The sequence below is a fragment of the Candidatus Flexifilum breve genome (assembly GCF_016713355.1).
This window is the reverse complement of the sequence record NZ_JADJPI010000037.1, coordinates 882,498-908,638: the sequence shown is the minus strand read 5'-3', so window position 1 is coordinate 908,638 and position 26,141 is coordinate 882,498. Positions and strand designations below refer to the sequence as shown.

Sequence of the window (26,141 nt, the reverse complement as noted above, 5' to 3'; positions counted from 1 at the left end):
CGCAAGGCTCAGAGCCCTGTGAAGTGGCTGGTCTGAGCCTTGTGGTTGGCATCCCCGGTGGGCAGTCGAAAATGATCTGAAAAAATGTTCATTATGGTGAACCAGCATGTTTAGCTTTCTAGTGCGTCGCCTCGCCGGTTTGATCCCCTTGCTGTTGGTGGTGAGCGCGTTTGTATTTGTTTTGGGGCAGTATGGCGCGGGCGATCTCGCCGCGTATTTGACCTTTCAACGCAGCGGCGGACGTTTCGATCAGGAGTTGTATGATCGCTACCGCGCTGAACTCGGTCTGGATGATCCCGTCTTGCTTCGCTATACCACGTGGCTTGGAAAAGCGCTCCAAGGCGATCTCGGTCGCTCTTATGTGGCGATTGGTGAGCCCGAGATTGCCGACCTGCTCGCGCGATCGCTGCCGATTACCCTGCAATTGGCGTTCGCTGCGTTGGTCTTCGTCACCTGTACCGCTGTCCCTATCGGTTTTATCACCGCGCTCTATCGCAACTCCCTGCTCGACCGCTTGCTGGTCTCGGCGGCCTCCGTGCTCTCGACTATTCCCGCGTTCGTCCTCGCGCCGCTCAGCATGATTGTGATTGTCAATCAACTGCATCTGCTGCCCTCGGTCGGGTTGGGCTGGCGCGGTTTGTTCAGCCAGGAGACGATTCTGCCGGCGGCTTGTCTGGCCGCTGGCCCGTTCCCTGAATCTTGTCCGCTTCACCCGCGCCTCGGTGCTGGAAGTTCTATCTCAGGACTATATTCGCGCGGCGCGGGCGCGCGGCCTCTCGACTCTTCAGGTGCTCCTCTATCACGTGGTGCGCAACAGCCTCACTCCGGTGATCACGGTGTTGGGGCTGACGGCCGGGCAGTTGGTCGGCAGCACCTTGTTCGTTGAGGCGATTTTCAATTTGCAGGGTTTCGGGCAGGTCGTCGCCCGCGCGTTGACGCTGGGTGATATTCAGACCGCGACGGCGGGGGCGCTGGTGGGCACTGTGATTGTGTTGTTGTCCAACCTGATGGTCGATGTGTTTTATGTCATGGTCGATCCCCGTGTCAAACTTTCCTGAAGGTGAGCCGATGAGCGCCGAGATCGATAATCAGTCCACAGACGCTGCCGCGCTGTGGCGCACCAGCAAGCCGCGCACCTTTTGGAGTGATGCTGTCCACAGCTTCGCGCATAACTTCACCGGAATGCTCGGTTTGCTGATCTTCGTCCTGCTGCTGCTGGCCGCCATCTTTGCCAATCAGATCGCGCCGTATGACTACCTGACGCAGGACTGGAACAACCTGCTTAAGCCGCCGAATAGCGCTCACCTGATGGGGACAGACGAACTCGGACGCGACGTCTTTAGCCGCGTGCTCATGGGCGCGCGCACGGCGTTTCTCGTCGCGTTGTGCATCTCAACCGTGTCGACCACGATCGGGTTGTTTGCCGGAGCGTTGAGCGCTTTCCTCGGCGGTTGGGTGGATCGGGTCGTGGTGTGGATTATGGATGCGCTGCTCAGTTTTCCATCGATCTGGTTGGCGGCGTTTGTGAGCGTGGTTACGCGCCCGACGATTGATTCGCTGACCAGCAGCTTGTACGCGAGTACCGGTTGGGCGCTGTTTCAGGATCGCGTCATCTTCAGCTATTTAGTCGTCATCTTTGCGATTGGCTTTGTGGCGTGGCCCTATATGGGGCGCTTGGTGCGGAGTCAGGTGCTGTCGCTGCGCGAGAAAGAGTTCATCGAAGCGGCGCGCGCGCTCGGCGCGGGGACGCGCTGGGTCACGATGCGCCATTTGATTCCGAATGTGCTGGGTTCCGTCATCGTGACTTTCACCTTGAGCTTCGGGAATGCCATGCTCTACGAATCCAGCCTGAGTTTCTTGGGGATCGGTATTCAGCCGCCGGGCGCAAGCTGGGGGCGCATGATCTTTGAGGCCCTGAGCCGCCTACGCGCCCAGCCCTACCTGATCATCATGCCGGGTCTGACGCTGACACTGGTGGTGCTGTCGCTGCAGTTTGTGGGGGATGCGCTCAACGATGCTCTAAACCCGCGTTCACACTCACGCTAGGTAACTTGAGTTATGGAGAAGCCTCATTCACGCTTACCCCTCACCCCAGCCCCTCTCCCACGCAAGCGGGGAGAGGGGAGAAAACCCTGCTCTTTCTAGCTCCCCTCCCCGAATTCGGGGAGGGGTCGGGGGTGGGGTCAGAGAAATGCTATCCATAACTCACGCTAGCTGACCAAAGATAACGGTTTTTGACAGGAATAGTTCGGATGAGTCTGGAACAACGGCAAAGAGATGTTTTGCAGGTTCAGCGACTGCAAGTTCAGTTCAAGACGCGTGACGGTCTCGTCTACGCCGTGCAAGACCTATCATTTCAGGTCGCTCCCGGTGAGATTGTTGGCTTGGTGGGTGAATCCGGTTGTGGCAAATCGACCGCGGCGCTGGCCTTGATGCGCCTCGTTCCCAAACCGGGACGGATCGTCGGCGGAAGCATATTGCTCAACAATCGCGACATCTTAACCTTGAGCGAGGCCGGAGATGCGGTCGCTGCGCGGGCACGAAGTGGCGATGGTCTTTCAGGACGCGCTCACCGCACTCGATCCGCGCATGACGGTGGGACGCCAGATCATGGAACCGCTGCGGATTCACTTGAAACTCACGCCGAAAGCCGCGCGTGCCCGAGCCGCCGATCTGCTGGCTCAAGTGGGGATTCCCTCGCCCGCGAGTCGCCTCAACCAGTTTCCCCACGAGTTTTCTGGGGGAATGCGCCAGCGCGTCATGATTGCGCTGGCACTGTCGTGCAGCCCGTCGCTGCTCATTGCGGATGAACCGACCACCGCGCTGGACGTGACCACGCAAAATCAGATTCTCAACCTGCTGGTCAAGCTCAAGGATGAGACGGGCGCGGCCATTGTGCTGATCACGCATGACGTGGGCGTCGTCTCGAATGTCTGTGATCGGGTGGTCGTCATGTACGCGGGGCGGGAAGTCGAAGTCGGCGGCACACACGCTATTTTCACGGGGGCGCGCCACCCGTATTCCCGCGGGCTGCTTGAATCGACGTTGATGCTGGATGGTGATCGCACGCGACCGCTCGAAGCCATCCCCGGCCTCCCCCCGGAACTGATCGACTTGCCGCCGGGCTGCGTCTTCTACCCGCGCTGCAAATACCGATCCGATCAGTGCAAAACCGCAGCTCCCCGGCTGGAACCCGTAGCGCATGCGCACGAAGCCGCCTGCTGGAATTGGAGATCGATCGACGCATGACGACTCAACCTGAAGTGCTCGGTGTCCGTAATCTGCGCACACATTTTCCGGGTCCCGCGCTCGGTTTGCCGTGGCAGGGACGCGCGACGGTGCGCGCGGTCGATGATGTCAGCTTTTCGATTGCTCACGGTCGTACGCTGGGCCTGGTGGGCGAATCGGGCTGTGGGAAATCGACCGTGGCGCGTTCGGTACTCCAATTGGTGCGCCCGACGAGCGGTCAGGTGCTCTTCAACGGTGTGGATCTCTGCGGATTGAAACCCAAAGCGCTCGTACCGCTGCGCAAGCACATGCAAATCATCTTTCAAGATCCGTATGCATCGCTCGATCCGCGCGCCACCATCGGCTTTACCATTGGTGAAGGGCTGTTGATTCACAAATTGGTCAATGAACGCGATCTGCGGCAGCGCGTCGCCGATCTCATGGTGATGGTCGGCTTGAACCCGGCTTTTGAGAATCGCTACCCGCATGAGTTCAGCGGTGGGCAGCGGCAGCGCGTGGGGATCGCGCGGGCACTGGCGACGAATCCCGAGTTCATCATTGGTGATGAGCCGATCTCGGCCTTGGATGTGTCGATTCAGGCGCAGATCATCAACTTACTGCGCGATCTGCGCGCCCGTTTGAACCTCACCATGCTGTTCATTTCGCATGATCTCCGCGCGGTTCGTTACCTGAGTGATGAAGTCGCTGTGATGTACCTCGGCAAGATCGTCGAAAGCGCGCCTACCGATCTGCTCTTCAAGCAACCGGCCCATCCCTACACCCAAGCCTTGCTGAGTTCAGTGCCCCAGCCGCGCTGGTCAAACAGCGGACGGGCTGCCGAGATCAAGGGCGAGGTTCCCAGCCCCCTCAACCCACCAGCGGGATGCTATTTCTCGACGCGCTGCCCCCACGTCATGCCGCGCTGCAAGCAAGAACAGCCCGCGCTGGTCGAAGTGCAGCCCGGACACAAAGCCGCCTGTTTTCTCCTGAATGATGCGAGTCGTTCTGAATGACCTTCTCACTGATTGACGCTATGCGCACGTACAACCTGATCTGGGAGCGGCAGAGTGCTCATTCCGGAGAGTCGATGCCGGTTGGGGGACACAGCATCGGCTGTAACGTCTGGGTCGAAAATGATGACCTGCTGCTGTACTTTGCGCAATCCGGCGCGTTTGACGAAAACGGCTCCATGCTCAAAGGCGGGCGCTTGCGCGTACGCAGCACGCCGACTCCGTTTGCGCTGAAGTTCCGGCAGACGCTGGAACTGTACGACGGGTACATCCATATCGAAGGCGAGTCTGAGCAGGGGACGGTGCAGATCCGCGTCTGGGTGGAGGTGGGGCGTCCCGTCATTCATGTGGACTGGACCGCAAGTTTTGCGGCGGATCTCACAGTCACATACGAAAGCTGGCGCACCGAAGACCGCCTCGTCGAGAGCCAATCGTACGAGCTGTTCCAGTGCAAGGAAGTGTGGGGGGATCCAACCACCCCGATTGTGTTTCACAAGGATCAGATTGAAGTCACGCGCGCCGATGAGCTTTTGTTCTATCACCGCAACCGCAACGACTATCTCTCGTTTGACCGCGAAATGGATACGCAAGGGATGCAGTCAATCAAGGCTGGACTGCACAACCCACAGCGTAACCGCACGATGGGCGGGCTGCTGACGGCTCCCGGGTTGGAGTATACGGGAACGCAGCGCGGGCGGTATGTCGATACCGATTTTGTTGGCTATCAGTTCCAGTCGCCCCAGCCAACCTCCGCGCAAAAACTGCAAATCACCCTGTACACCGCGCAGACCAATACGCTTGAAGCGTGGATAAGCGCCCTGCGCGCGCTTGATCACGAGGCGACTGAAGATGACCATGCACGGGAAGCCGCCCTAGCCTGGTGGCAGGCGTACTGGGCGCGCAGCTATATCGTCATCAACGGCGCGACGCCCGACGAACAGGATGTTATGTGGCAAATCGGGCGCAATTATCAACTGTTCCGCTACCTGCTCGGGTGCAACTATTACGGGGAATACCCGACCAAGTTCAACGGTGGGCTCTTCACGTTTGATCCGATTTTCGCCGGGAAAAGCCCCTGGTCTGAGCAAAAACTGCACTACACGCCGGACTACCGCTTATGGGGCGGCGGATCGCATACCAGTCAAAACCAGCGCCTCGTGTATTGGCCCATGCTCAAGTCCGGTGATTTTGACATGCTGCCGCAGATCTTCAATTTCTTCAATCGTCTGCTCGAAACAGCGACCCTCCGCGCCCAGTTCTACTTTGATGTAGATGGCGCGGTCTACCCGGAACAGATCGGCATTTACGGCTTGTGCCCAACGTGCGATCACGGGTGGGGAAACACCACCGGCTTGCCCGTGCCACAAATCAAGTATCATTTTTCCACGGCACTAGAAATCGGTGTGATGCTGATCGAATATGCCGCTTATACCCACAAGGATATTGGGGAATATATCGGTTTTCTGGATGGAATCGTCAAATTCTATGATGGTTTCTATCCACAGAATGATGCGCGCGGCAAGATGATCATCGAACCCGGCAATGCGCTGGAAACCTATCATCCGGTTCGCAATCCAATTGATGCGGTGGCCGGTCTACACGCCTTGCTGGGACGCATGCTGGCGCTGCCGGAGCGCTACAGTTTGCCGGAACAGCGGGCGAACTGGTGGCGCATTCTGGAGCGTGTGCCGCCGATCACCACCCGCACGAAAGCCGATCAGACGATCATCGCGTATGCCGAAAGCACGTCAGAGCGCCATAACGTCGAAATCCCCGAACTGTATCCGGTGTTTCCCTTTGGCCAGTATGGCATCGGCCAGCCCGATTTACAGTTGGCCATCGATACGGCGCGGCTAGCGGCGGAAGGCGATGAGCAGTTGTCCCACATTAGCTGGCATCAACAGGGGATTCAGTACGCAAAACTGGGGATGTTATCCGAAGCCAGCGACTTCCTGATTCGGAAACTCGGCAATGCCGATCAGCGCGTGCCGGTGTACTGGGGGCCGGGTCATGATTGGACGCCGGATCACAATTGGGGTGGCTCGGGCATGATTCAGCTTCAAGAAATGCTGCTGCAAACTAACGGTGGCACCGTCTACCTTTTGCCGTGCTGGGATAAAAGCATCGATGTGGCGTTTCGCCTGCATGCGCCGGGGAACACGATCATCGAATGTGAACACATTGACGGGCAGCTGCGTCGTCTGACCATGACCAGCGACCTCCCACGCCTTCAAGTCGAAGTGCGGCCCACGCCTGAGCGCGCGGGAGCCGAATCCGGTGATTGACAGAACACGTCGTGCCGCTTTCTCTAGAGCACGAATCAAATGGGCTATTTCATACTTCGAGTTGACCTGATGAACGATTCACCACATGGGTATCCTCGGCGCGAGGCCGATTTTGATGTCTTGCCCGGTTTTCAGAATCCGCCAGCGGGCTATGGCGAGGTGGCGTTTTACTGGTGGTTGGGTGAACCGCTCACCCGGGAACGCCTGACATGGCAGCTTGATCAGCTCACCCGGCGGGGCATCAGCGGGTTGCAAATCAACTATGCGCACAGCGATCTCGGCGGCGTGACGTGGGGTCTCAGCTATCCGAGTGAACCCGCGTTATTCAGCAGCGAATGGTGGGCGCTGTTCGATTGGTTTGTGCAGGAAGCGAATCAACGGGGCATTGCCGTCAGTGTGAGCGATTATACGCTCGGCGTGGGGCAGGGTTGGTATCTCGACGAGATCAGCGCGATCTACCCGGAAATGCGCGGGAAAACTTTACGCATGACCCTACACACGATCAAACCCGGCGAAGTGCTGGACATCGGACTGCCGGAAGGCTGCATCAGCGTGATGGCGTACCAATCCGAAGGCGCGCGGGTGGAAAACGGCATCGATCTGCGTCCGCTGGTCAGCGAAGGACAACTGCGCTGGACGCCGCCAGCGATTGGCTGGCAGGTGGCGGTGGTCGCGGCGGAAACGGTGACGCGCTCGCTCGACCCGATGCACCCGGCCAGCGGCCGAGAGACGATCAACCGCTTCTTTGAGCGCTTCACCGATCACCATCCCGATCAGCCGGGACGAGGGCTCAACTTCTTCTTCTCCGATGAGCTCAACTTTGGCGTGTCGGGCAAGCTGTGGACGACGCGCTTTGCCGAGGAATTCTGGCGGCGCAAAGGCTATGACCTGATCCCGGAACTACCCGCTCTCTGGCTCGATTTGGGCGCGCGCACCGCCAAAGTCCGCCTCGACTACAACGATGTGCTGGTGACGCTCTCGGAAGAAGGCTACTTCAAGCCGCTGTATGAGTGGCATCAGCGGCGCGGCATGATGTTTGGCTGTGATCACGGCGGGCGCGGCTTGACCGTCGATGAGTTCGGCGATTATTTTCGCACGCAGCGCTGGAATCAAGCGCCGGGCTGCGATCAGCCATTCCTGCAAACGGATCTGATCAAGAACAAGGTCGCAGCATCGATTGCCCACCTGTATGAGCGGCAGCGGGTGTGGCTGGAAGGCTTTCATTCCAGCGGATGGGGCACCTCAACCGCGGACCTCACCCGCGCCAGCCTGATCAACTATGTGCATGGGCAAAACCTGCTCAGTCTGCACGGGCTCTATTACTCAACCCGCGGTGGGTGGTGGGAATGGGCCCCGCCGTGCAATCATTTTCGCATGCCGTATTGGGCGCATTTTGGGAATTATCTGACGAGCATGGAGCGCCTGAGCTACCTGCTGAGTCAGGGTGTGCATCGCTGCGATGTGGCGCTTCTGTACCCGGTCGCCGCCGTCGAAGCGGGTTTGGACGGGCAGACGGCGGTCGAAACGAGCTTTGAACTGGGACGCGCTTTATACGCGCAGGGAATCGACTTCGATTTCATTGACTTTGAGTCGCTGGATCGCGCGGTGATCGACGGGAACGAACTCACAGTCGCGGGTGAACATTTCCGCGTTTTGATCCTGCCGTCGATGCGCGCTGTGCGGTATTCGACTCTTGAGAAAGCCGCGGCGTTTCAACGCGCTGGCGGCCTTGTGCTGCTCGTGGGGGCGCTCCCGGAAGCCAGTGATCGCCTCGGCGCAAACGATCCTGACCTCGATCAACTCGTGCGAGAAATAACCAGCCATCAGCCCGCCGTGGTCAGTTCCGCCGACGTGATCACGCACCTCCGCGGCGCGTTCCCGCCGGATTTTGCGGTCGAAACAACAGCGGGATCGTCGAGTGAACCGCTCGGGGTGATGCACCGCCGCATCGGTGCGCGCGACCTGTACGCCGTGTATGGTGTGACCCAAGGGTCACTGGGATATTTCCGGACGCATGGGCAGATTGAACTGTGGGATATGTGGACGGGGAGTACCCAACCGCTGTACGCCGTGAACACGGATCAACAGGGAACCTACGTGCGCCTGCCCTTGACCGAACACGAGCTGCAATTGATCGTGTTCGCGCCGGACGACAGCCCGCTGCTGATCGATGTGCCGGGGGTCGAGCAAGTCGCCGTCAGCGAACAGGGCGGCGTGACCGGGGTGGTCGCGGCTGGTGGCACGTATCACGGGACGATCCAGCAGGACGGAAGGTCACGAACGGTCAGCGGGACGGCTGAACAGCCGCCGGATGAGCTGGTGTTTGACCGAATATGGCGCTTTGAACTTGTGCCGACGCTCGACAATCAGTGGGGGGATTTTCGCCTACCCGCGACGGATAGACGCATCGGTGCGGAGATTCGGCGCTGCCGTTACCAGTTCGATCCTCAGCGCAGCGGCGAAGCTTCCGGTTGGGTACAGGCTGATTTCGATGATGCGGCGTGGGCCCAAACCACGATGGGCTTTGGGCGGCAGTTCTGGAAACTCGGTCCGCTGCCTGACAACGATCTGACACTCCTTGAAACCGCCTTGGGCGCGCTGACCGTCATTGATCCCCAGGTGCCCGTCGAATGGAATGGAGCGTGCTATGCATGGCAGTCCTACGAATTCTCGTGGCGTGACGGGATCGAAAATGACCCCGGACATCAAGGTTATCACGGACTGAAGGGTGAGGTTCACGACGACATCATCGCGTTAGGGCGCATCGAACAAACGCATACGGCATTGACGCGCGTGCCGGAAGCGAACGGTACCCATTACTATCTCTGGACAACCGTCCACGTCGCGCAGCCTTGCACCGCGAAAGTGGTCTGCGGCGGGTTACTACCAAGCAGGCTGTGGATCGACGGTGTGCCGCTGGCGCTCGATGCTGAGAACATCGTCTTGTCCAGCGGCAAGCATCCATTTCTGCTCCGGTATGACGATGTGGGGCGCGGGTACTGCTTTCTCACGGAACAATCGTTCCGGCGACCGCCGCTCGATAAGCACAACGCTACCCTACGTTAACACAATACAACTCAAATTCTGCCCTTTGATGCCCAGCCGGCACCTACGACTCCGCTTGGCTGGTATCACTTTACCAGCGCCCCCGGTTTGCGCTCGCTGGCGTTTCGCGCTTACGGCAAGGCGCGGCTGTGGGTGGCTGGGCAGGAATGCACGCTCGAAGCTGAACCGAGCGACGGGGACGCCATCGTTTACCGCGCGACCCTTCCCCATGCAATTCGGGACGTGGCCAACATAACGCTTTGTCTGGATCACTCGGGCGGACGCTATGACGGCGCGGCGATCCCCGATCCGATTGAGCTGGAGTGCGAGGAAGGATTGCTGGCGTGTGGCGATTGGTCACAAGTGGATGGTCTGCACACCTACTCCGGCGGGGCGTGGTATCGACAGGAATTCGCCTTAACTGAAGTACAGGCGGCGTGCCATCCCGTCCTCGATCTGGGAAACGTGAGCTCCACAGCGCTAGTACGGATTAACGATGTGACCATCGGTACCCGCATCGCGCCACCGTGGACCTTTGATCTCGCTGGTGTGCTGCGGGCGGGTAGCAACCGCGTAGAAATCTGTGTTTACAACACGCTGGCCAACCACTATCAGACGATCCCGACCCGGTTTCGCGGCTCGCCCGTCAGCGGATTGCTGGACGATGTGCGGCTGAAGTTCTACAGCCGAATCCGGCTCGACGCGTCGAATGCGGGACCGCAAGATGCTGACCAACTTGTTTGAATCGGTTCTGATTACCTACAATGCAGGATGAGTAAGCGCCGTAAAAGCGGGTTGTGTGAATACCGAGCATAAAATGCACGCTGCAACATCAGCAGAACGTCCGACAATCGCCTTTTTAACCCGGTCGCTGTCAGAAGGCACGCCGACTACAGCATGGGGTGAGATGGTGAACTTCGCGCAGAGTCACGATTTCAATCTTCTGATCGTCGTTGGTCGCATGCTGCAAGCCACAGCGGCTGTTCCCTCTCCCAACAGTCTCTATCAGTTGGTGACTCCCAATTCGGCGGATGGCGTGATCATCTCCGGCGGTTTGGGGCATTATGTTGGGATGCGCAGTTTGCAGGATTTTTACGAGCTGTTTGCGCCGCTGCCGGTCGTCGGTACGGATATCCTCCTCGATCAGTACCCCGGGGTGACCATGCAGTTCTATGGGGGCATGCGCACGCTGATGCAGCACCTCATCCACGATCACGGCTATCGTCGGATCGCCTTCATCCGCGGATCAGTCAGTTCGGTCACCGGTGAAGATCGGTACCGGGCTTATACCGACAGTCTGGCCGAAGCTGGCTTGCCCTTCGATCCCCTCTTAGTGACTGCTGGTGACTTCTTTGCCCCGTCGGGAGAGAACGCCGTCCGGTTGCTGGTAGACGAGCGTCGTGTTCACTTTGATGCGTTGGTCGCCGCGAACGATGATATGGCGATTGATGCGCTGCAGGCCCTACAAGCGCGTGCTATTCGCGTGCCAGAGGATATTGCCATTGCGGGTTTTGATGATCTCGTGAGCGCCCGATCGATGATCCCCCCATTGACAACTGTGCATCTCTCAGCGGGCGCTGAGACACGTAGTGCGGCGGAACTGCTGGTCGCAATCCTAAATGGTGAATCCGTTCAGCACCGGGTGGATATTCCTGCCCAACTGATCATTCGCCAATCGTGTGGCTGCAAATCAGCCGCGCTGGCTGAGTTTGAAGTACCTGGTCACAGCACCATCACTGATGACCAATCAACACTGCCGGAACGACGTACGGCCATCGTAAGTCACATGATTAGCGCGTGCAACGATGCGCTGTCAGCGGCGGAAAGCGCCATGCTTTACAGGTGGCATGATGCGTTCGTGAGCGATTTGCAGAGCACAACCGGTGAATTTAAGCGGTTTCTGACCGAATTCGTCGCCCTGTTTGGGGCTTCACGCATCAACCATACGACATGGCAGTCACTTCTTTCCGTACATCGTCGACACGTTCACCCCCTGCTCATCGATCCGAATGAGCTGCAGCGGGCCGAGAATCTCTGGCAATATGGGCGGGTATTTCTGGCGGAGATCGCCCTGAACATCGAGGCACAGCGGGAATATCGACAAGCTCAACTGGATGCGGCGCTGCGGTCGGTGGGTGAGGACCTGATCACGACCTTTGATCTCCAGGGGTTGAGCGAAACCATCGTGCGCGACTTTTCGAAACTGGGAATTCCGGCCTGTTATGTCGTGCTGTATGCCGAGAGTTCGACCACGCCTAACCGCATTCCGGATCACGCACGCTTGGTCCTCGCCTATAACGAAAGTGGAATTGTCCCTCTGGCGCCCGACGGGTGTTCGTTTGCCATTCGTGACATTGTGCCGCCGGATTATCTGCCAGCCCGACGCGCCCGTTCGACCTTAGCGGTACTGCCGCTCCAATTCCGTAACGAGCATTTTGGTTATGTCGTCTTTGAGATCGGACCGCTCAATGGCTTCATTTATGAGACCTTGAGTCTGCATCTGAGCAGCGCGCTCAAAGGGGCTCTGCTCGTCGAACAGATGAAAGATTTGTACAAAGAAGCGCTGCACGCTAAAAACCTCGCGGAAAAAAGCCAATCAACTCAAAACGCAGCTGCTCGCCAACGTGAGCCATGAACTGAGAACGCCCCTCAACATCATTCTGAGCTACAGTCGGCTGGCACTGGATGAGCGGCGCGACAGTGAAGTCCCACAGGAGTTACGCGCCGACCTGGGACATATTCATGACTCCGGTCAGCACTTGATCCGCCTGATCAACGATTTGCTGGATCTGTCGCGCGCGGATCTCGGCGAGCTTGACTTGTACCCGGAAACAATTGCCCCGCGTCCGTTTCTTGAGCAAACGTTTCGAACGATGCTGGATAGCAGCAGTCCGGTTGCCGGCGTCCTGTGGAAGCTGGAACTCCCACCGCGCTTACCCGTCATTCAAGCCGATCCAACGCGCTTGCGGCAGATCATCTTCAATCTTCTGAGTAATGCGAGTAAGTTCACCGATGCTGGAGAAGTTGTGCTCGGTGCCGACGTCATTCCCCCGCACTTTCATATCTGGGTGCGCGACACGGGCTACGGTATTCCCATTGACCAACAGGAACGCATCTTTGAACCATTCGTCTCCGAAAGTCAAGTCAATCACCGTCCGGAGGGGATCGGATTAGGTCTGACGATTACGCGCCGTTTGATCGCCTTGCATGGTGGCTCGCTGCTGCTAGAAAGCCAACCGGGCACAGGCAGTACTTTCCACATTTACCTGCCGCTGCCTAACTTAAGTGGGCGCATCATTGATGTCAGCCCACAGCCGAATGATCGGAAACGACGCTCGGTTCTGCTCATTTCCGCCTTGGACTTGCCGCCGCTCGAATTCGTCAACCTTGCGCGGAAATCTAACGCAGACACCATTCTGGTCTCGTCAATTGAAGCTCTGAACCAGGCCCTCGGCGCTGTGTTGCCAATTATATTGGCATGGGATATGGATCATGCCCGTCCCGGCGACTGGCTTATCATTCAACACGTACGCAATCATCCACGGCTGTGCCAGATTCCGTTCATGTTGTACCGTGATAAACGCGCAGAGGGTGATGCAGCGAGCGCTGAGCTGACCAACGTGCTGCTCAAACCGCTGAGCATGCAAAATTTATCTGATTTGATTCAGTCGCTCGCCCCTTACCGGCTGGCGCACCCATCCTCGTCGTCGATGATGATGCCCAAGCCCGGGAAGTGTATCTAGGCTTGTTGTCGGAAAGATTTGCCGGATACCCGGTGATGACAGCTGAAAACGGCGAAGTCGCCTTGGATGTGCTGAAAACTGTGACCCCGAGCCTGATACTTCTCGATTTATCGATGCCGAAGGTTGATGGCTTTCGTGTCCTCGAAGTTGTTCGCAGCAGTCCCCGGATGAGCTCAACGCCGATCGTGGTGTTAACGGGCAGACTGTTATCGTTTGAAGACATCAAGCGTCTGGATTACGGTAATGTGATGCTCCAGTTCAAAAACATCCATTCCGACGAGGAGTTGGTCGCGAATATTCAGCACATCTTCGACGGAGAGGCAGCTTTACCCCAACACTCCAGTCAATTAGTCAAGCAGGCGTTAGCCTATATGCAGCAGAACTTCGCGTATACCTTGTCGCGTGCGGAGATCGCCGCCGCCGTGGGGGTGAGCGAGGATTACCTCAGTCGGATTTTTGGCAAAGAAATGGGTATCCCACCTTTGGGAATATCTGAATCGCTACCGGATTTTGCGAGCCAAACACCTGCTCGTGCAGTCCGATATAAGCATCACCCGGATCGCCAGTGAAGTCGGTTTTGATGACCCGGCGTACTTCAGCCGTGTGTTCCAAAAGATCGCCGCCTGTTCGCCTCGGGATTATCGACTGCTGCACCGTTCATTGAGAGGATCGCCATTCCCCACCCTCCCTGAAAACTGACAAGAGTAGGTTCTCGAAACAAATCTACGAATGGATGTAGGGGCGCACCTGAGTGTACGCCCGAAACCGGGTAGACACATAGGTCTACCCCTACATTGGAACTTTCGAGAGTCTACTTAAGCCTGCCCTGAAGTCTGCCTTTTCAAGTGCTGCGACCCATATACAGCTGAGCAGAATTGATTGGGCTTGTCGTTTCCAATGCGCCTCCTCATGTGCCGACCACTATCCTGCTCACAATCAACCAACGTGTCTTCGGATCGAACGAAGATAACGCTAATGTCCAAGTACCACGGCAGAAATATCCTTTAATCAAAGTACACACTTGCGTAAAGTCAGAAGCAAGAAGTCTGTTTTTCCCTACCTGAACACAGGCCGTAGGTGAATTATGGTTTTTGACACAAATACCCGGTGGATCTGGGACGCAGGCGACACCCAAGCCCCGCAATATCTTTTTTGAACTTCCGACGTACATTTGACCTGAGCACGATCCCGGCTGCTGCGCCCTGCATATCAGCGCCGATGCGCGCTACTATCTTTACGTCAACGGTGTTCGCTTAGGCTATGGTCCAGCGCGCGGCTACCCTTACCGCTATCACTATGATAACTATGATATCGCGGAGCACCTGCGGATCGGCAAAAATGTGGTCGCGGTGATGGTCAACCACTGGGGCGAAGGGACATTTCACCAGTTAGTGGTGCGCGGCGGTCTGCTGCGCCAAATCGACATGGACGACATCATTGTTTCAGATGCACGCTGGCGCGTCAGACGCAACACCGCTTACCGGCAGAACACACCGCGCATTTCGATCCAACTTCCGTGGGAGGAGCAGTTCGATGCGCGGCTCGCCGACGGCTGGACGGATATCGACTTTGACGATGCGGAATGGGACAGCGCGGTAGAAATCCCGCCCGCTGACGTCCCGTGGTCAGGCTTGACGGCGCGGCGCGTTCCCCTCCTCGGCAATGAGCCGATCCAACCCACGAGCATCACGGATACCGGAATTGTCCGGTTACCGACACTCATACTGGCCGGCCATTTACATCCCTACATCCTTGGCGCAGACAACACCGCTGTCGGTATAGGGACGGTTGACGCACTCCTGGTGACGCGTCTGCAGGCCTCCGTCAGCGGTACTATCGTATTGAAAAAGCGCGCCAACTACGGCGGTCTGCCAACGGTCTATCTGGACGGGCAAAAACTGACTTGGGAGTCCGGTCAGATCGAACCACAGGCCTTGATCAGTCTGACGGCAGGGGAACATCTCCTGTTGTTGGACTGGAAGGGTATGATCTTCGAGACGGACTTCCGCCATCAGCCCGCTGGAAGTTCGGATCTTCAACTCCGCGCGGGGCTAGACAGCGAAGATCGTGGCTGGCAAGTGAGTGTCAATCCATCCGACGACGAGCGGCAGGCGGCGCTTGCTGCCACTCACAGCGAGCTGCTTCCACCCACCCTACACTGGACGGTGATGCAACCGCTCGATGTTCCGGACATCGATGTGCAGCGCTTCGTAATGTCGAGTGAACCGCTTGAACATACAAGCGCTGCGGTCAGTCTTCCACTCGCGGTGTCAGTGAAAGCACCGCAGCACGGTCAGCAGTTCATCTTTGACTTCGGCCGCGAAGTCTTGGGCTGGACCGAATTTGACGTTGATGCCCCGACAGGTGCGATTCTCGATTTTGTAGGATTTGAAATCATGCAGTCGCAGGCTCCGGGGTACAGTCTGGGAGTCGACAATTCGTTTCGCTATACGTGTCGTGCGGGACGGCAAACGTATAGGTCAATTTTCCGCCGTGGATTTCGCTATCTGCTACTGTCGGTACATGACGCTGATCAACCGGTGACCGTTCACCGGGTAACGCTGCACCAAGCGACCTATGATCAACCCGTGATTGGGCGTTTCCAGTGTTCTGATCCCCGATTGAATCAGATTTGGGACATGTGTGCCTATGCGGAACGATTGTGCTCCGACGATGTGTTCAGCGCGGATGGCGCGTATGAGCAGGCATTGTGGGTCGGGGATGCGTACGCTCAGCAACTCATTCATCAGGTCATTTATAGTGACCCATCACTTCCCGAAAATACGCTGAGAGTCGTGGCGGATTCACTGCGCAGCACCCCGATCGTGAACTCACAGGTTCCCAGCGCGTGGGAAAAATCGCTTGATGCCAAATTGGAGTTGGCTGTGGGCGATTGGCTGCTATATGCACTATTTTTTTTCAATGCGGACAGCAAGTTTGCACAGGAAATATATCCGGCGCTGGCACAACAAGCAGAATTCGCGCTTGCACGCTGCAAGGCACATCGCCTCGGCCTATTCAGTCTGGAAGGCTGCTGGCACTTCTCGATTGGTCAGACATTGACGGCGTCGATTTCAATGACCAGCGCAAATTAGCGTTCACGCATGAAAACTGTTTGCTCGTGGCGGCACTGCGCGCGACCGCAAAATGGCGCTCGTAGTGGGCAAATCCGCTGATGCACAACGTTGGAATCTGTTTGCGGCCCATCTCAGTGTTGCCATCAACCAGCATTTGTGGTCAGAGGAACTGGAGGCCTACGTTGACAGCATTGACGAAGATGGACAGCTAAGCGCGAAAATTTCCCAAGCGGTCAATGTAGCAGCCCTATTCTCCGGTGTGCCGACGAACGAACGCGCAGCACAACTGCTGCCCGCTGTGGTAGTACCACCACAGCACTGGATCCATATTGGCAGTCCGTTTATGCTGTCATTCAGCCTAGAACTGCTCGTGCGTGAGCGACGCTTTGATGAGCTGCTGCAAGTAATCCGGTCACGCTGGGGGAGAATGCTGGATCGTGGCGCAACGGCGACATGGGAAACATTCTCCAATCCACGTTCATGGTGTCATGCCTGGTCGGCAACACCGGCTTACTTCTTGTCAGCGCATATCCTCGGAGTAAGCCCGATTGAAGTCGGCTATAAGCGAATCTGCATCGCACCGCAACCGGGCGACCTGACGTGGGCGCGAGGTACAGTTCCCACACCATTCGGCAAGTTGGATGTCGAATGGCGAGTTGTGGGACAGTACCTATATCTGAAGTACAAAGCCCCGGAGGGATGCGAAATTGAGGTTATATGTCCGCTTGGTTTCGAGTTCAAGCGCATCACTGACGCTATATAGTGGAAGAAACTAGTGGAAGGAAGATTCAGGTAGTGTGAATGTAGAAAGTGTATAGAATACTGCATGATGCGTCTCTAGCAGCTGAACACTTTATCTTTGCGAGAAATTCGCTACGCCACCGCTGTTATGCTGATGCAGACTCTATTGGATCGGGAGGCTACTCACTTGTGAGCGTACTCGATTGGTGCTCGTTCAAGTCTTGAAACCGTGTAATAGCAAGAAACCCTAACCACGCTGTGTTTCCCGTGAGTCAAGCAGCTCGATAGTAGTCGTGGAGCACACCGCCGAGTCGATCGCGCCGTTTGACCATCCCGCTGCTTATACTTTCTGAGGATAGATCGGGAATCTTCTGCCCAATGCCTTGATGCGGTCACGCTTTGTTGAAGCGATGCTCATACTCGTGCAGTACATATTTCAGATGCGCCGCATTCAAAATGCTGAGTCGGTCGAGGCATGCCTCGCGCACCGAACGCACCCAGCGTTCCGCATAAGCGTTGGCACATGGAGCGCGAACTGGAGTATGGACAACTTCGATTCCTTCAGATGCAAACACGGCATCAAAGGCATCGCCGTACTTGCCATCGTTATCTCGAATGAGATACGTGAACGTTTGCTTTTGCTCCTGCAGGTGTCAGAGGAAATAACGAGCTTGCTGGATCACCCAAGCTCGTGTAGGACCCGCGGTAACGCCGGCAAGGTGGACGCGACGTGTTCCGACTTCAATGAAAAAGAAGACGTACAGTGTCTGCAAGCGAAGTGTCTTAACGGTGAAAAAATCACACGCCAGAAGTTGGTGACCGTAGTGTTTCAAAATCGTGCCCCATAAGGTGGCTCGACGTTGCCGTTTTGGGGCGGGAGAAATGCCGTGACAGCGAAGGATGTCTCGGACGGTCGTTTCGCCGAGCGTTACCGCTAGCTTTTTTAACTCCCCGTGCAGCTTGCCCTCACTCCAACCGTTCTCGCGTGCCAATCTTAAGACTACTGCTAAGTCATTCAGAATTTTCGCTTTAATTCAGGCAAACAATTATCCTTGCGTAACATTCAGTCGCTGCGATTGTCCGCTACTTTCGGCTGCGGACGCCGCCAGCGTCGCCAGGGCTTGCGCCGGAGTTTGCCCTGTGCCCAACGCTGCCGCAAGATATCCTGCAACGATCGGTGCTGAAAACGAGGTTCCCGCCCAGCGTGCCCAGCCATCAACTGCTTGTGTACCGTCGGGCAGCATTCCAATATACAGCCCGAGTATGCCCGTGTCGCGATTTGCCGATGGCGTGTCCTGCGCGGGAGGAGTTGCTCCCGGCCCAGCACCGCTCGGCTCCAAATCACCACCAAACGCAATCACACCCACGATTTCGGGTTTGTCCGGACGATTACTATAAGGTGCGGGTTGTTTATGGCTGCTCAGTGCCCCCACGCCGATGACGGCATCAAACGCGGCGGGAAACCGGGGATCGCGCCGCTGCTCCGCGCCGACGCTGTCATTGCCCGCCGCCGCGATGACAAGGGCATTGTGTTTCGTCTTCAACGCACGGCAGGCCTCCTCGACCGCGTTCAACGAACGCGTGACAAAGGCGTTATGCGCATCCAACCAAGCTGTGAACCACCCCCATTCGGTTTGAAACTGTGGATCATCGGCTCGGTATCCCAGATGTTTGCTCAAGGGGATATCGAAGGTTAGGCTGAGATTGACGATCATCGGGCGGGATGCTGGACGCTGCGTCAGCGTGTTTAAGGCGTCGAGGATCGTTCGGAGCGAGCCAACGCCCCAACGACCGAGCACCTCCATCAGCGTCACCCGCGCCGCCGGAGCGACCAGCGCCGCGATGCCGGCGGCAAACAGCCCATGATCGAGCATCTCGTAATCGTGTCCGCTCACCCCGACTCCCTGCGTGTGACTGCCGAGGCGGTCAATTTCCGGCTTGGTGCTGCCGCTGTAGCGCACTTCAAAGCGGCGGTTGTTGAGTGAGAAGCTGCCGTCCGGTGCAAGCAACTGCCCGAGCATAGGGTTTAACGGCTGCCCGTTGTGATACGCGTACTCGAACTGCTCGCGAGTGGGCGCGCTATCGAGGACGAAAATATCCACACCATGACCATCATCCAAATTAAGCTGATTCCCCTGATCATCGAAAAAGCGAAACATCCACGGATCAACGCCAGAGGTGGTCGCTTTCATCCCATTCGGAGCGACGGGACGCGCGCCCGGACCGCCGACCGTCAAAATCGGCTGGGCGCTACTGATGAACCAGTTGGGCGAAACCCCGGTGACGACAACGCGCTCCCCCCTGACCGAATCCGTTTTCCAGCGCTTCATCCAGCGGCGCGATCAATCGCTCGATCAAGGCGCGCGGGTCGTTCCATTCGTCACCAGCCTGCCCTACATTGACGAACACGGAGGATAGGTAAGCGGGTGAAGTGCCCACCGCTTGGGGAGCGGGGCGAGAGGACGCCTCGCGCCTCAGGAGGACATCGAACACAGCGCTGATGATGCGCGCGCAGCCTGCAAGCTCGGATCCCGGCGGTCGGCGGTTGGTCGTCGTGACGGAGGTGCTGGCATCGGCGAATTCTACGGCGCGGGACAGGGTAAGGTTGTCGCGCACAAGCGGCACTGCCCGCAGGGCGCGCAGCAGCGCATCTCGACTCAGCGGTGCCTCGTGTTCGACGATCAGCGCAACTTCTCCGGGAGCGAAAAAGCCGAAATGCGGTTCACCATCACGCTGCGTCATATTGTTCTCCCATTAATCACGCCCATTGGTCAGAGGATCGGGGCTGCCGATCAGAATGAAGGCGCCCCAAAATGCCGGATGACGTCCTGCTTTGGCGGTTAACTGCGCCGCGCGGAGCGCCGCTCCCTTGGATTGGCCGTCGCGCAATGCCCGATACAGGTGCTCCATGAGCGCTAACGTCGCGCCGTCTTCAATGCGCCACAGGCTGGCGATCAACGCCCCAGCGCCGCCGAACAAAAACCCTTGCCCCAAGCCGATCAGTTCATCGCCATTGCTGACGCTCACGCGCCCGGTTTCGCACGCGCTTAGAGTCACCAGTTCATAGCTCAGATCATATTGCAGCAGGTCATCGAGAAAGAGCGGATCGCCGGCCAGTTGGAGGAACGAGAAATCGGGCTCATCCATGCGGAAGGATCCGTGCGCGGCAATGTGTAGCAGAGCGCCCGGCGCATGGGCCAACTGATCGCGAACGGCATCGGCTTCACTGTACGTGATCGTCGGAAAGAGGCGAGTCACGATTTCGGCTTCAGCCCGCGTTTGTGGCACTTTGCCATCCCAGGAATAGGTGAGCGCCACCGCGTTCCCATTCCGCTGCACGGCGGGACGAGTCAGCAGGGCGGCCGCTGGCAGGGTCACGATTTCGTGCGTCTCAATCAGGTAACGATCTGCGCCGTGAAGCAAATGAAATGGCAGATAGTGCAGCGCGCCGTAGGGAACGACGTACAGACGTGTACAGCCCGCGAGCGCCGCCGCGACTGGAGCGATCAGCGCGTCATACAATCGCGCGGCGATGCCATCGAAGTGCTGCATAAGCTGAACTTGCGGCGCTGCCTGTCCAAGGCGCAGCGCCCGGTCGACATTCAACTGCAAGCGTTCGATCAGTGAGCCGACCTCATTGGGCGTTTGCGGCAGTGAATGCGCTGTGATGCCATCGTGCTTGACAACGAACACCCACATTTCGTCCCCGTCGGCATAGTATTCGAGCAGAACGGAGTCAGATGGGAGGCGCGCCTGAATTTCGCTCAGGGCTGGCGCACTGATCGAGCGGGCGGCGGCTTGGTCGGCACTCCGTAAGTAGAGTTTTTCGGTGATGGCGCGGATGCGCCGTTCGCAGTCCGCCAGCCGCCGCGCCGCTTCATCGGCGTCGATGCCAGCGCGCTGCTCGGGCTCGATTTGCTCGTAGGTGCTGCGATAGTACCAGTGATGTTCCGCGCGGAGTTCGGCCAATTCCTCAACCAGTTCCGCTGTCCGCGCATCATTCGTCAGCCAATGCAGTTGATCCCGACTGTGCAAATACGTCAGCAGCGTCTGCGACTTCGCCCGTTCGAGCGAGGCGAAGGCCTCGGCTGCCTGACCTTGAGCCAGGTAAAGCCGGATCAAAGCCTGGAGCGCGGCGGTTCGGTTTTCGAGGAAGGCAGACCGGAACGTGATGGTCAACTGCTGCTGCGCCCGCTCTACTTGCGCGACCGCGATCTGGAGATGACGCCGCGCTGTCCGAACATCGGCGAGCGCCAGCGCGGCTTGTCCAAGCAGAAGATGCGCGCTGTAACGGAGCGGGGGCGCACTCTGGCGAATGAGAGCCAGCGCGCGGCGTGCGCTGATGCGGGCCGCGATGGGATCACCCTGATCAAGTTCGGCTTGCGCTTGAGCGAGCAGCGCCTGCGCCTGATAAAACGGGCGCTGACTCGCCGCAAAGGTCGCCGCGGCGGTTTGAGCGTCGCGCAGCGCCTGATCCACCTCACCCTGCCGCAGCGCGATCTGAGCACGCCGCAGCCGCGCGGTGCTCGCCCACGGTGCCGCACCCATGGCGATGAAACTCTGCTCGGCGGCATCAAGCGCCGCGACTGCCGCATCGAGATGCCCCAAGTGCGCCTCTGCTTCGGCGAGGAGCAGCAGCGTGCGCGCCCGATCATGTTCTGCACCTGCGCGTTCGTAGTCAGCGCTCACCTGATAAGCCAGTTCGCGCGCCTTGTGGAACTGGTTGAGCGGCAGATAACACTCGATCATCTCGCTGCGTGCGAGGGCGGTTTCTTTAGGAAACTGCCCTCGGCTCGTTCGATCACATCATGGAGCAGCCGGAGCGCCCGTTGATAACGCCCCTGCCCCAACGCGACATAGGCAAGCGCCAGATCGATGTTGATGATGCCGCTCGTTTCACCCGCTGCCAGCATGTGTGTTTTGGCTTGACCGTAATACGCTAGCGCGCGGCGCAAATCGCCGAGGAAGTTGGCCGCATAACCCATGTTGGTATGGAGAATGGGCAGGTAGCGCTGCCCGCGCTCACCTAAAGTCAGCGCCACCGCCAGCGCCGCTTCATACCGCGCGAGCGCCTGGGCATGATCGCCCATGAGGTCATAGACGACGGCGGTATTCAAGTCGAGGCGCAGCGTCATTTCCTGATCACCGTGCGCCGTGAAGATGTTGCGCGCGGCCTCTGCATCCCGGAGGGCGATTTCAACAAAGCCGAGTTCCGTCGACAGCCCCAAACGCCCGATGCGCGTCCGCGCCCAACCAAACTGATCGCCCGCGCTTAAGAAGGCGCTGCCCGCCTGTTCGAGTTTCGCCCACGCCTCGGTGACACGATGCAAAAAACGCAGCGCATCCCCCTGTGTCATCAGGCCAAGCGCCATTTGCCGCGTATCGCCACGCGCCGCGCCGATCTGCTCGATGAAACCACCGTAATCGAGCGTGCGGCGTGGATCACGATACCAAGCGGCGTCCGCCTCCTGTTTCAACCACTGGATGAGGGCATCCGCGTCCGCAGCGGGCAGCGGGACGGACAAGACCTGCGCGATGAGCGGGTCATCACGTTCCTCTGCGCTCAAGAGGGAGCGCAGCGTTCTGTCATTAAGAACAAACGGTGCGGAAAGATTCATAGCTCAATCGCCAGCTCATGAACGACGATCACTTGGTGCGTTGCCGAGGCGATGCGCAGTTCATAGGTGCCGGGCGCAATCTTCGTAAATTTGAAATCGCCGCCGCTTTCCAGCAGAGCCGTCGCCGTGAGATTGCCGCCAACGAAGAGCTGTGCCAGCGCCCCATCCCAGATGCCGGGCTCATTGGCGATCACCTGCCCGGTGATCGTGCAGGCCTCGCCTTCAGAGAAATATTCGATGAAGACGGTCACGCCGCGCCCCTGGGCCGTCAATTCGCCGCGCGCCAACCCACCGCGCAAGGCGGGCTGCAGTTTCTTCGGCAGCAGTACGGCAATGATCTCATCCAGCGAGGGCAACCGCGGAAGTCTGTTGGTCTCTGGGCGGGCGCGCTTGATCGACTGTGCATCGAGGTTCAAGTAATCGCTCAATTGGGCGACTTCAGCGCGCGCGCGCGGGCTGGTTTGGAGATACGCGTCAATGCGTCGACGCGTCGACGGATCGAGCAAGTTCAGTACATAATCCGCGAGTTCGTCGGGACTCGGGGTATCCCAGTGATATAAGGACTGGCTGAGGGCTGTTTCTAGTTGTCGCGCCGCATCCAAACGTTCCGCGCAATAAGGGCAGTCGCGCACATGAGCCTGGACCGCCGCGTCGGCGGTGCCGTCGAGCGCAGCGCTCAACTGATCTTCGGTTAAGGGTGGAGGCAGACTGCACTGCGACATCGGGTTCATATCCGTCATCAGGAACTCTCGGTTAATTGGATTAATGCAGCTTCGGCTGATTTATCACAATACTGACCGTGCTTACCCCTGTTTTTCGTCGCGAACGCCGCGCAGCAGCGCCTGCAGGACTTCGTCGCCGCGCAGACGGCGGCGGATGCGCTGCAAGGCGACCGAAATGTCGCGTACATCATCCCAGTGCCCTAGCTGTTCGCGCAGAATGTCGGCAGGCTTCAGATCTTCGATAAAGCACCAGCGCGCCAGCAGTTGATCGTTCTTATCGGGCAGCAGAGCGCAGATGCGCACCCACAGCGTTTGCGCATTGAGGTTCGCGTCCCAGGTCGGCTGTATGGCGGGCGCGAGATCGTCGGATGGCAAGGGGACGGCGGCTACTTGAGTCTGGGCAGTGCGCACATGCATAGCAATGCTGGTATAGACGCAGCGTTTGAGGTATTGCAGGAGCTGCGCCAGCGTCTCGAACCGCTCAAACTTGCTGCCGCTGACCGCGAAATAGAACTGCGTCAGCGCGTCGTTGACGAAGTAGGCTGCGTCTTCATCCGTCCAGCGAAACTGATGATGCTGGTAAACCCATTTGCGCACAAGCGGTTCGTAAATGTCGTATAAGCGGGTGAAAGCGTCGGGTGTCCGGCGGAGAAGCGCCCGCCGCATCAATTCCATGCAGTAATCAGTCACAAAGTCAGTGTGCAGGGTGAACTTCCGCGTTTCTTCGTGGCAGTGTAACGCGATCTGCTCTAAAGGTACCTGTGAGGTATCCATCAGCAGCATCCCCCTTATAGGTTTGTGAACAGCAACCTTCAGCCACATCCTATCACGATAATAAACGCGTGGCGGGTGGCGCGATCCCACACCCGGAGTTCGACCAGATAGCAGCACTGCTGGAACGACTCACCGAGATCAGTCATGTCGATGTTGCGGATGAAGACCGTGGTCGCGTCGGGCGTCGTGCCCGTATCGTCGAGGTTATCAGTCGCGCTCGCTTCCCACGCATCGACACTGTATGGGAAGACGATAGGCGGAATGCCCCCGGCGACGGTGAGCGTGGCCGCTCCGTAGTAGGCATCATCAAACTGCGCCCAGATCTGGAACTCTGTTTCTCCCGTGGTCTCACCGCATGCCGGGACGATGGTCGTGCCGTCCATCAACCGCACCTGCAGGCCATCAGGATACGGCGCAATCGTATGAGATCGGCGTCGCAGAACGAACCGGGGAATGTACCATTTTCCGCAGCAGCGTAGTCAGCATAGTCCATCCAGCCGTTCGCATCCGTTTCAAGGACGACGAAGGTTGTCGGATAGCCGGGGTTCGGCGTCGGACACTGCCAGACGAAGCTGCTGCCTGTCCAATGCCAATGCCCCCGTGAGAGCAACCAGCGCGTATGCACAGCGCTCGTCGCGGCATCACCGGGCGCGGGTGCAGACGTGCCCGCCGGACGATAAGCCACGCGGAAGCGCGTCGCCTGACCGGGCTGAATGTTGCCATCGATCGGCACGTAGGCGCCGCAAGGATCGCCGGGAGTGCGGTGTCCAACGGGTTGGTACAGACCCGTGTGCGGCGTCATATCGCCCGTGACCACCCCGCCGCCGTCGAAGTCATACACGCTGAGATCGCCGCACATCTCTTCTAGAAAGGGATCGGGCGTCACTGCCCCCGGCAGCCACAGCGCATCCAAGCCGAGGAAGCGTGCCGCCGGGACGAACCCGCTCGTCAGCACCCCGTTGGGAATGACCACGCCGCTCGTCGTCAGCACGTCGCCGTCGGTGAACTGCAGCTCTTCTTCGTGGAGAATCTCCGTCGAGAACATGAAGCGTTCAAACGAACCGCGTTCCCATTCATCGCCCATGTATTCGACCCCGTCGATCCCGAAATCGACGCCCTTGTCGGGAATGCCCGCCGGCGCATACGGAATCAGATCGCTGTTGCGCGCGGCAATCGACACGGTGGCCAGCGAGAGAATATCGCCGTCGAGGATGATCGGGAAGCGTTCGCCCCCGCTGAACGAACCTTCAATGGAGAACAGGATATCGGCGCGGTTATCACGCAGCAGGCTGATCAGTTCTTCAGCGGAGAAATTGCCCCGCTGTTCCGTCACCCACCGGATGATGCGCTCCCATACCTCATCACTGCCCACAAGATCGAGGCCATCCAGCCCAATGTCATACCCAATGCCGAACGGCGCGACCAGCACGTTATTCGCGATGATCCCGCCCGTGGTGAACAGCAGATCGCCGGCGGTGAAGTTGCCATTCGGATCGGCCAATTCGGTCGAGAAGGCAACCACGTGCTCGTTCTGCCCCTGCAAATTCAGGCGCACATCCAGCGCATCCAGCCCGAGGTCGTCACGCACGTCGAAGCGCTGCAGCAGTTCCCGATTGCGGGCGCACAACTGACCGGATGGGCTGAGGACATCGCCGTCCGAAATGTAGGGGACGCCGTCATACGGCTCGCCCTGCTGCATCATAAAATCTTCCTCGGTGGAAAAAGCTCCACCCCGGCAGTTTTCGAGAAACTGTAACGGAAAATCCTGCATCGCTGCGGGCAGTGTGACAGCCAGCAGACTACCTATGACCAGCGCCACACGGATGAACTTGTACATGCTCCCCCTCCAATACTGTTCACGAACAATCCACTAAATGTAGTTTCCAGTCTGTTTATCA

21 protein-coding genes and 2 pseudogenes are annotated in these 26,141 nt (G+C 58.3%); 15 read left to right on the top strand and 8 right to left on the bottom strand.

The genetic code is table 11. From position 1 onward, the window contains the following. Positions 1–106: 106 nt before the first annotated feature. From IPK17_RS34885 to IPK17_RS34820, 15 genes and pseudogenes are all read left to right on the top strand, one after another. Positions 107–667, top strand: a pseudogene (locus tag IPK17_RS34885) (ABC transporter permease); the annotation flags it as partial. Between the two features lie 55 nt (positions 668–722). Further along, positions 723–1,058 (top strand): ABC transporter permease subunit, encoded by a 336-nt coding sequence (locus IPK17_RS34880; protein WP_343422333.1) that lies wholly within the window; start codon positions 723–725, stop codon positions 1,056–1,058. Between the two features lie 10 nt (positions 1,059–1,068). Next, the gene (locus IPK17_RS34875) at positions 1,069–2,046 is read left to right on the top strand and encodes an ABC transporter permease (protein WP_343422332.1); all 978 of its coding nucleotides are present in this window, start codon (positions 1,069–1,071) and stop codon (positions 2,044–2,046) included. 206 nt (positions 2,047–2,252) lie between these two features. Further along, positions 2,253–2,444, top strand: a pseudogene (locus IPK17_RS34870) (ATP-binding cassette domain-containing protein); the annotation flags it as partial. A gap of 76 nt (positions 2,445–2,520) precedes the next feature. Next, the gene (locus IPK17_RS34865) at positions 2,521–3,249 is read left to right on the top strand and encodes an ABC transporter ATP-binding protein (RefSeq protein ID WP_343422331.1); all 729 of its coding nucleotides are present in this window, start codon (positions 2,521–2,523) and stop codon (positions 3,247–3,249) included. After that, positions 3,246–4,241 (top strand): ABC transporter ATP-binding protein, encoded by a 996-nt coding sequence (locus IPK17_RS34860; protein ID WP_343422330.1) that lies wholly within the window; start codon positions 3,246–3,248, stop codon positions 4,239–4,241. Before IPK17_RS34865 ends, IPK17_RS34860 begins: the two co-directional genes overlap by 4 nt. Then, entirely contained in the window at positions 4,238–6,523 is a 2,286-nt protein-coding gene (locus IPK17_RS34855; RefSeq protein WP_343422329.1) for a DUF5703 domain-containing protein, read from the top strand. The genes IPK17_RS34860 and IPK17_RS34855 overlap by 4 nt, the downstream gene beginning before the upstream one ends. A 69-nt stretch (positions 6,524–6,592) precedes the next feature. After that, positions 6,593–9,589 carry a glycosyl hydrolase gene (locus IPK17_RS34850; protein ID WP_343422328.1) on the top strand — a complete coding sequence of 999 codons (2,997 nt, stop codon included), beginning with the start codon at positions 6,593–6,595 and terminating at the stop codon, positions 9,587–9,589. Between the two features lie 87 nt (positions 9,590–9,676). Next, positions 9,677–10,312 (top strand): cupin domain-containing protein, encoded by a 636-nt coding sequence (locus tag IPK17_RS34845; protein WP_343422327.1) that lies wholly within the window; start codon positions 9,677–9,679, stop codon positions 10,310–10,312. Between the two features lie 73 nt (positions 10,313–10,385). After that, complete coding sequence (locus IPK17_RS34840; RefSeq protein WP_343422326.1) at positions 10,386–12,203, top strand: LacI family DNA-binding transcriptional regulator; 1,818 nt, start codon at positions 10,386–10,388, stop codon at positions 12,201–12,203. Continuing rightward, positions 12,193–13,311, top strand: coding sequence for a sensor histidine kinase (locus tag IPK17_RS34835; RefSeq protein WP_343422325.1), 1,119 nt, complete (start codon positions 12,193–12,195; stop codon positions 13,309–13,311). The genes IPK17_RS34840 and IPK17_RS34835 overlap by 11 nt, the downstream gene beginning before the upstream one ends. Further along, entirely contained in the window at positions 13,302–13,880 is a 579-nt protein-coding gene (locus IPK17_RS34830; protein ID WP_343422324.1) for a response regulator, read from the top strand. Before IPK17_RS34835 ends, IPK17_RS34830 begins: the two co-directional genes overlap by 10 nt. Then, positions 13,843–14,010, top strand: a complete 168-nt coding sequence (locus tag IPK17_RS40820; RefSeq protein WP_350341670.1) for an AraC family transcriptional regulator — start codon at positions 13,843–13,845, stop codon at positions 14,008–14,010. Before IPK17_RS34830 ends, IPK17_RS40820 begins: the two co-directional genes overlap by 38 nt. Before the next feature lie 503 nt (positions 14,011–14,513). Further along, a complete protein-coding gene (locus tag IPK17_RS34825; protein ID WP_343422598.1) occupies positions 14,514–16,406 on the top strand; it encodes a family 78 glycoside hydrolase catalytic domain in 1,893 nt (630 codons plus the stop codon). Between the two features lie 52 nt (positions 16,407–16,458). Beyond that, the gene (locus IPK17_RS34820) at positions 16,459–17,151 is read left to right on the top strand and encodes an alpha-L-rhamnosidase C-terminal domain-containing protein (protein WP_343422323.1); all 693 of its coding nucleotides are present in this window, start codon (positions 16,459–16,461) and stop codon (positions 17,149–17,151) included. A gap of 1,024 nt (positions 17,152–18,175) precedes the next feature. Here the strand turns inward: IPK17_RS34820 and IPK17_RS34815 are convergent. From IPK17_RS34815 to IPK17_RS34780, 8 genes are all read right to left on the bottom strand, one after another. Next, entirely contained in the window at positions 18,176–19,459 is a 1,284-nt protein-coding gene (locus IPK17_RS34815; protein ID WP_343422322.1) for a S8 family serine peptidase, read from the bottom strand. Then, the gene (locus IPK17_RS34810) at positions 19,380–19,871 is read right to left on the bottom strand and encodes a hypothetical protein (RefSeq protein WP_343422321.1); all 492 of its coding nucleotides are present in this window, start codon (positions 19,869–19,871) and stop codon (positions 19,380–19,382) included. The genes IPK17_RS34815 and IPK17_RS34810 overlap by 80 nt, the downstream gene beginning before the upstream one ends. Positions 19,872–19,883: 12 nt before the next feature. Next, the gene (locus tag IPK17_RS34805; protein ID WP_343422320.1) at positions 19,884–21,878 is read right to left on the bottom strand and encodes a CHAT domain-containing protein; all 1,995 of its coding nucleotides are present in this window, start codon (positions 21,876–21,878) and stop codon (positions 19,884–19,886) included. Then, positions 21,875–22,696 (bottom strand): tetratricopeptide repeat protein, encoded by an 822-nt coding sequence (locus tag IPK17_RS34800; protein WP_343422319.1) that lies wholly within the window; start codon positions 22,694–22,696, stop codon positions 21,875–21,877. The genes IPK17_RS34805 and IPK17_RS34800 overlap by 4 nt, the downstream gene beginning before the upstream one ends. Positions 22,697–22,743: 47 nt before the next feature. After that, the gene (locus tag IPK17_RS34795) at positions 22,744–23,487 is read right to left on the bottom strand and encodes a hypothetical protein (RefSeq protein WP_343422318.1); all 744 of its coding nucleotides are present in this window, start codon (positions 23,485–23,487) and stop codon (positions 22,744–22,746) included. A 63-nt stretch (positions 23,488–23,550) separates the two neighbouring features. Then, the gene (locus IPK17_RS34790) at positions 23,551–24,243 is read right to left on the bottom strand and encodes an RNA polymerase sigma factor (protein ID WP_343422317.1); all 693 of its coding nucleotides are present in this window, start codon (positions 24,241–24,243) and stop codon (positions 23,551–23,553) included. Positions 24,244–24,281: 38 nt separating this feature from the next. Then, complete coding sequence (locus tag IPK17_RS34785; protein ID WP_343422316.1) at positions 24,282–24,626, bottom strand: hypothetical protein; 345 nt, start codon at positions 24,624–24,626, stop codon at positions 24,282–24,284. After that, positions 24,626–26,080 (bottom strand): hypothetical protein, encoded by a 1,455-nt coding sequence (locus tag IPK17_RS34780; protein ID WP_343422315.1) that lies wholly within the window; start codon positions 26,078–26,080, stop codon positions 24,626–24,628. Before IPK17_RS34780 ends, IPK17_RS34785 begins: the two co-directional genes overlap by 1 nt. Positions 26,081–26,141: the final 61 nt, after the last annotated feature.

Bases quoted from the DNA above. Each gene is read 5' to 3' on its own strand.
- IPK17_RS34875 (WP_343422332.1), top strand. From the start codon at position 1,069: ATGAGCGCCGAGATCGATAATCAGTCCACAGACGCTGCCGCGCTGTGG.
- IPK17_RS34865 (WP_343422331.1), top strand. From the start codon at position 2,521: ATGCGGTCGCTGCGCGGGCACGAAGTGGCGATGGTCTTTCAGGACGCG.
- IPK17_RS34860 (WP_343422330.1), top strand. From the start codon at position 3,246: ATGACGACTCAACCTGAAGTGCTCGGTGTCCGTAATCTGCGCACACAT.
- IPK17_RS34855 (WP_343422329.1), top strand. From the start codon at position 4,238: ATGACCTTCTCACTGATTGACGCTATGCGCACGTACAACCTGATCTGG.
- IPK17_RS34850 (WP_343422328.1), top strand. From the start codon at position 6,593: ATGAACGATTCACCACATGGGTATCCTCGGCGCGAGGCCGATTTTGAT.
- IPK17_RS34840 (WP_343422326.1), top strand. From the start codon at position 10,386: ATGCACGCTGCAACATCAGCAGAACGTCCGACAATCGCCTTTTTAACC.
- IPK17_RS34820 (WP_343422323.1), top strand. From the start codon at position 16,459: ATGGCGCTCGTAGTGGGCAAATCCGCTGATGCACAACGTTGGAATCTG.
- IPK17_RS34815 (WP_343422322.1), bottom strand. From the start codon at position 19,459: ATGAAGCGCTGGAAAACGGATTCGGTCAGGGGGGAGCGCGTTGTCGTC.
- IPK17_RS34810 (WP_343422321.1), bottom strand. From the start codon at position 19,871: ATGACGCAGCGTGATGGTGAACCGCATTTCGGCTTTTTCGCTCCCGGA.
- IPK17_RS34805 (WP_343422320.1), bottom strand. From the start codon at position 21,878: ATGATCGAGTGTTATCTGCCGCTCAACCAGTTCCACAAGGCGCGCGAA.
- IPK17_RS34795 (WP_343422318.1), bottom strand. From the start codon at position 23,487: ATGACGGATATGAACCCGATGTCGCAGTGCAGTCTGCCTCCACCCTTA.
- IPK17_RS34790 (WP_343422317.1), bottom strand. From the start codon at position 24,243: ATGGATACCTCACAGGTACCTTTAGAGCAGATCGCGTTACACTGCCAC.
- IPK17_RS34785 (WP_343422316.1), bottom strand. From the start codon at position 24,626: ATGGACGGCACGACCATCGTCCCGGCATGCGGTGAGACCACGGGAGAA.
- IPK17_RS34780 (WP_343422315.1), bottom strand. From the start codon at position 26,080: ATGTACAAGTTCATCCGTGTGGCGCTGGTCATAGGTAGTCTGCTGGCT.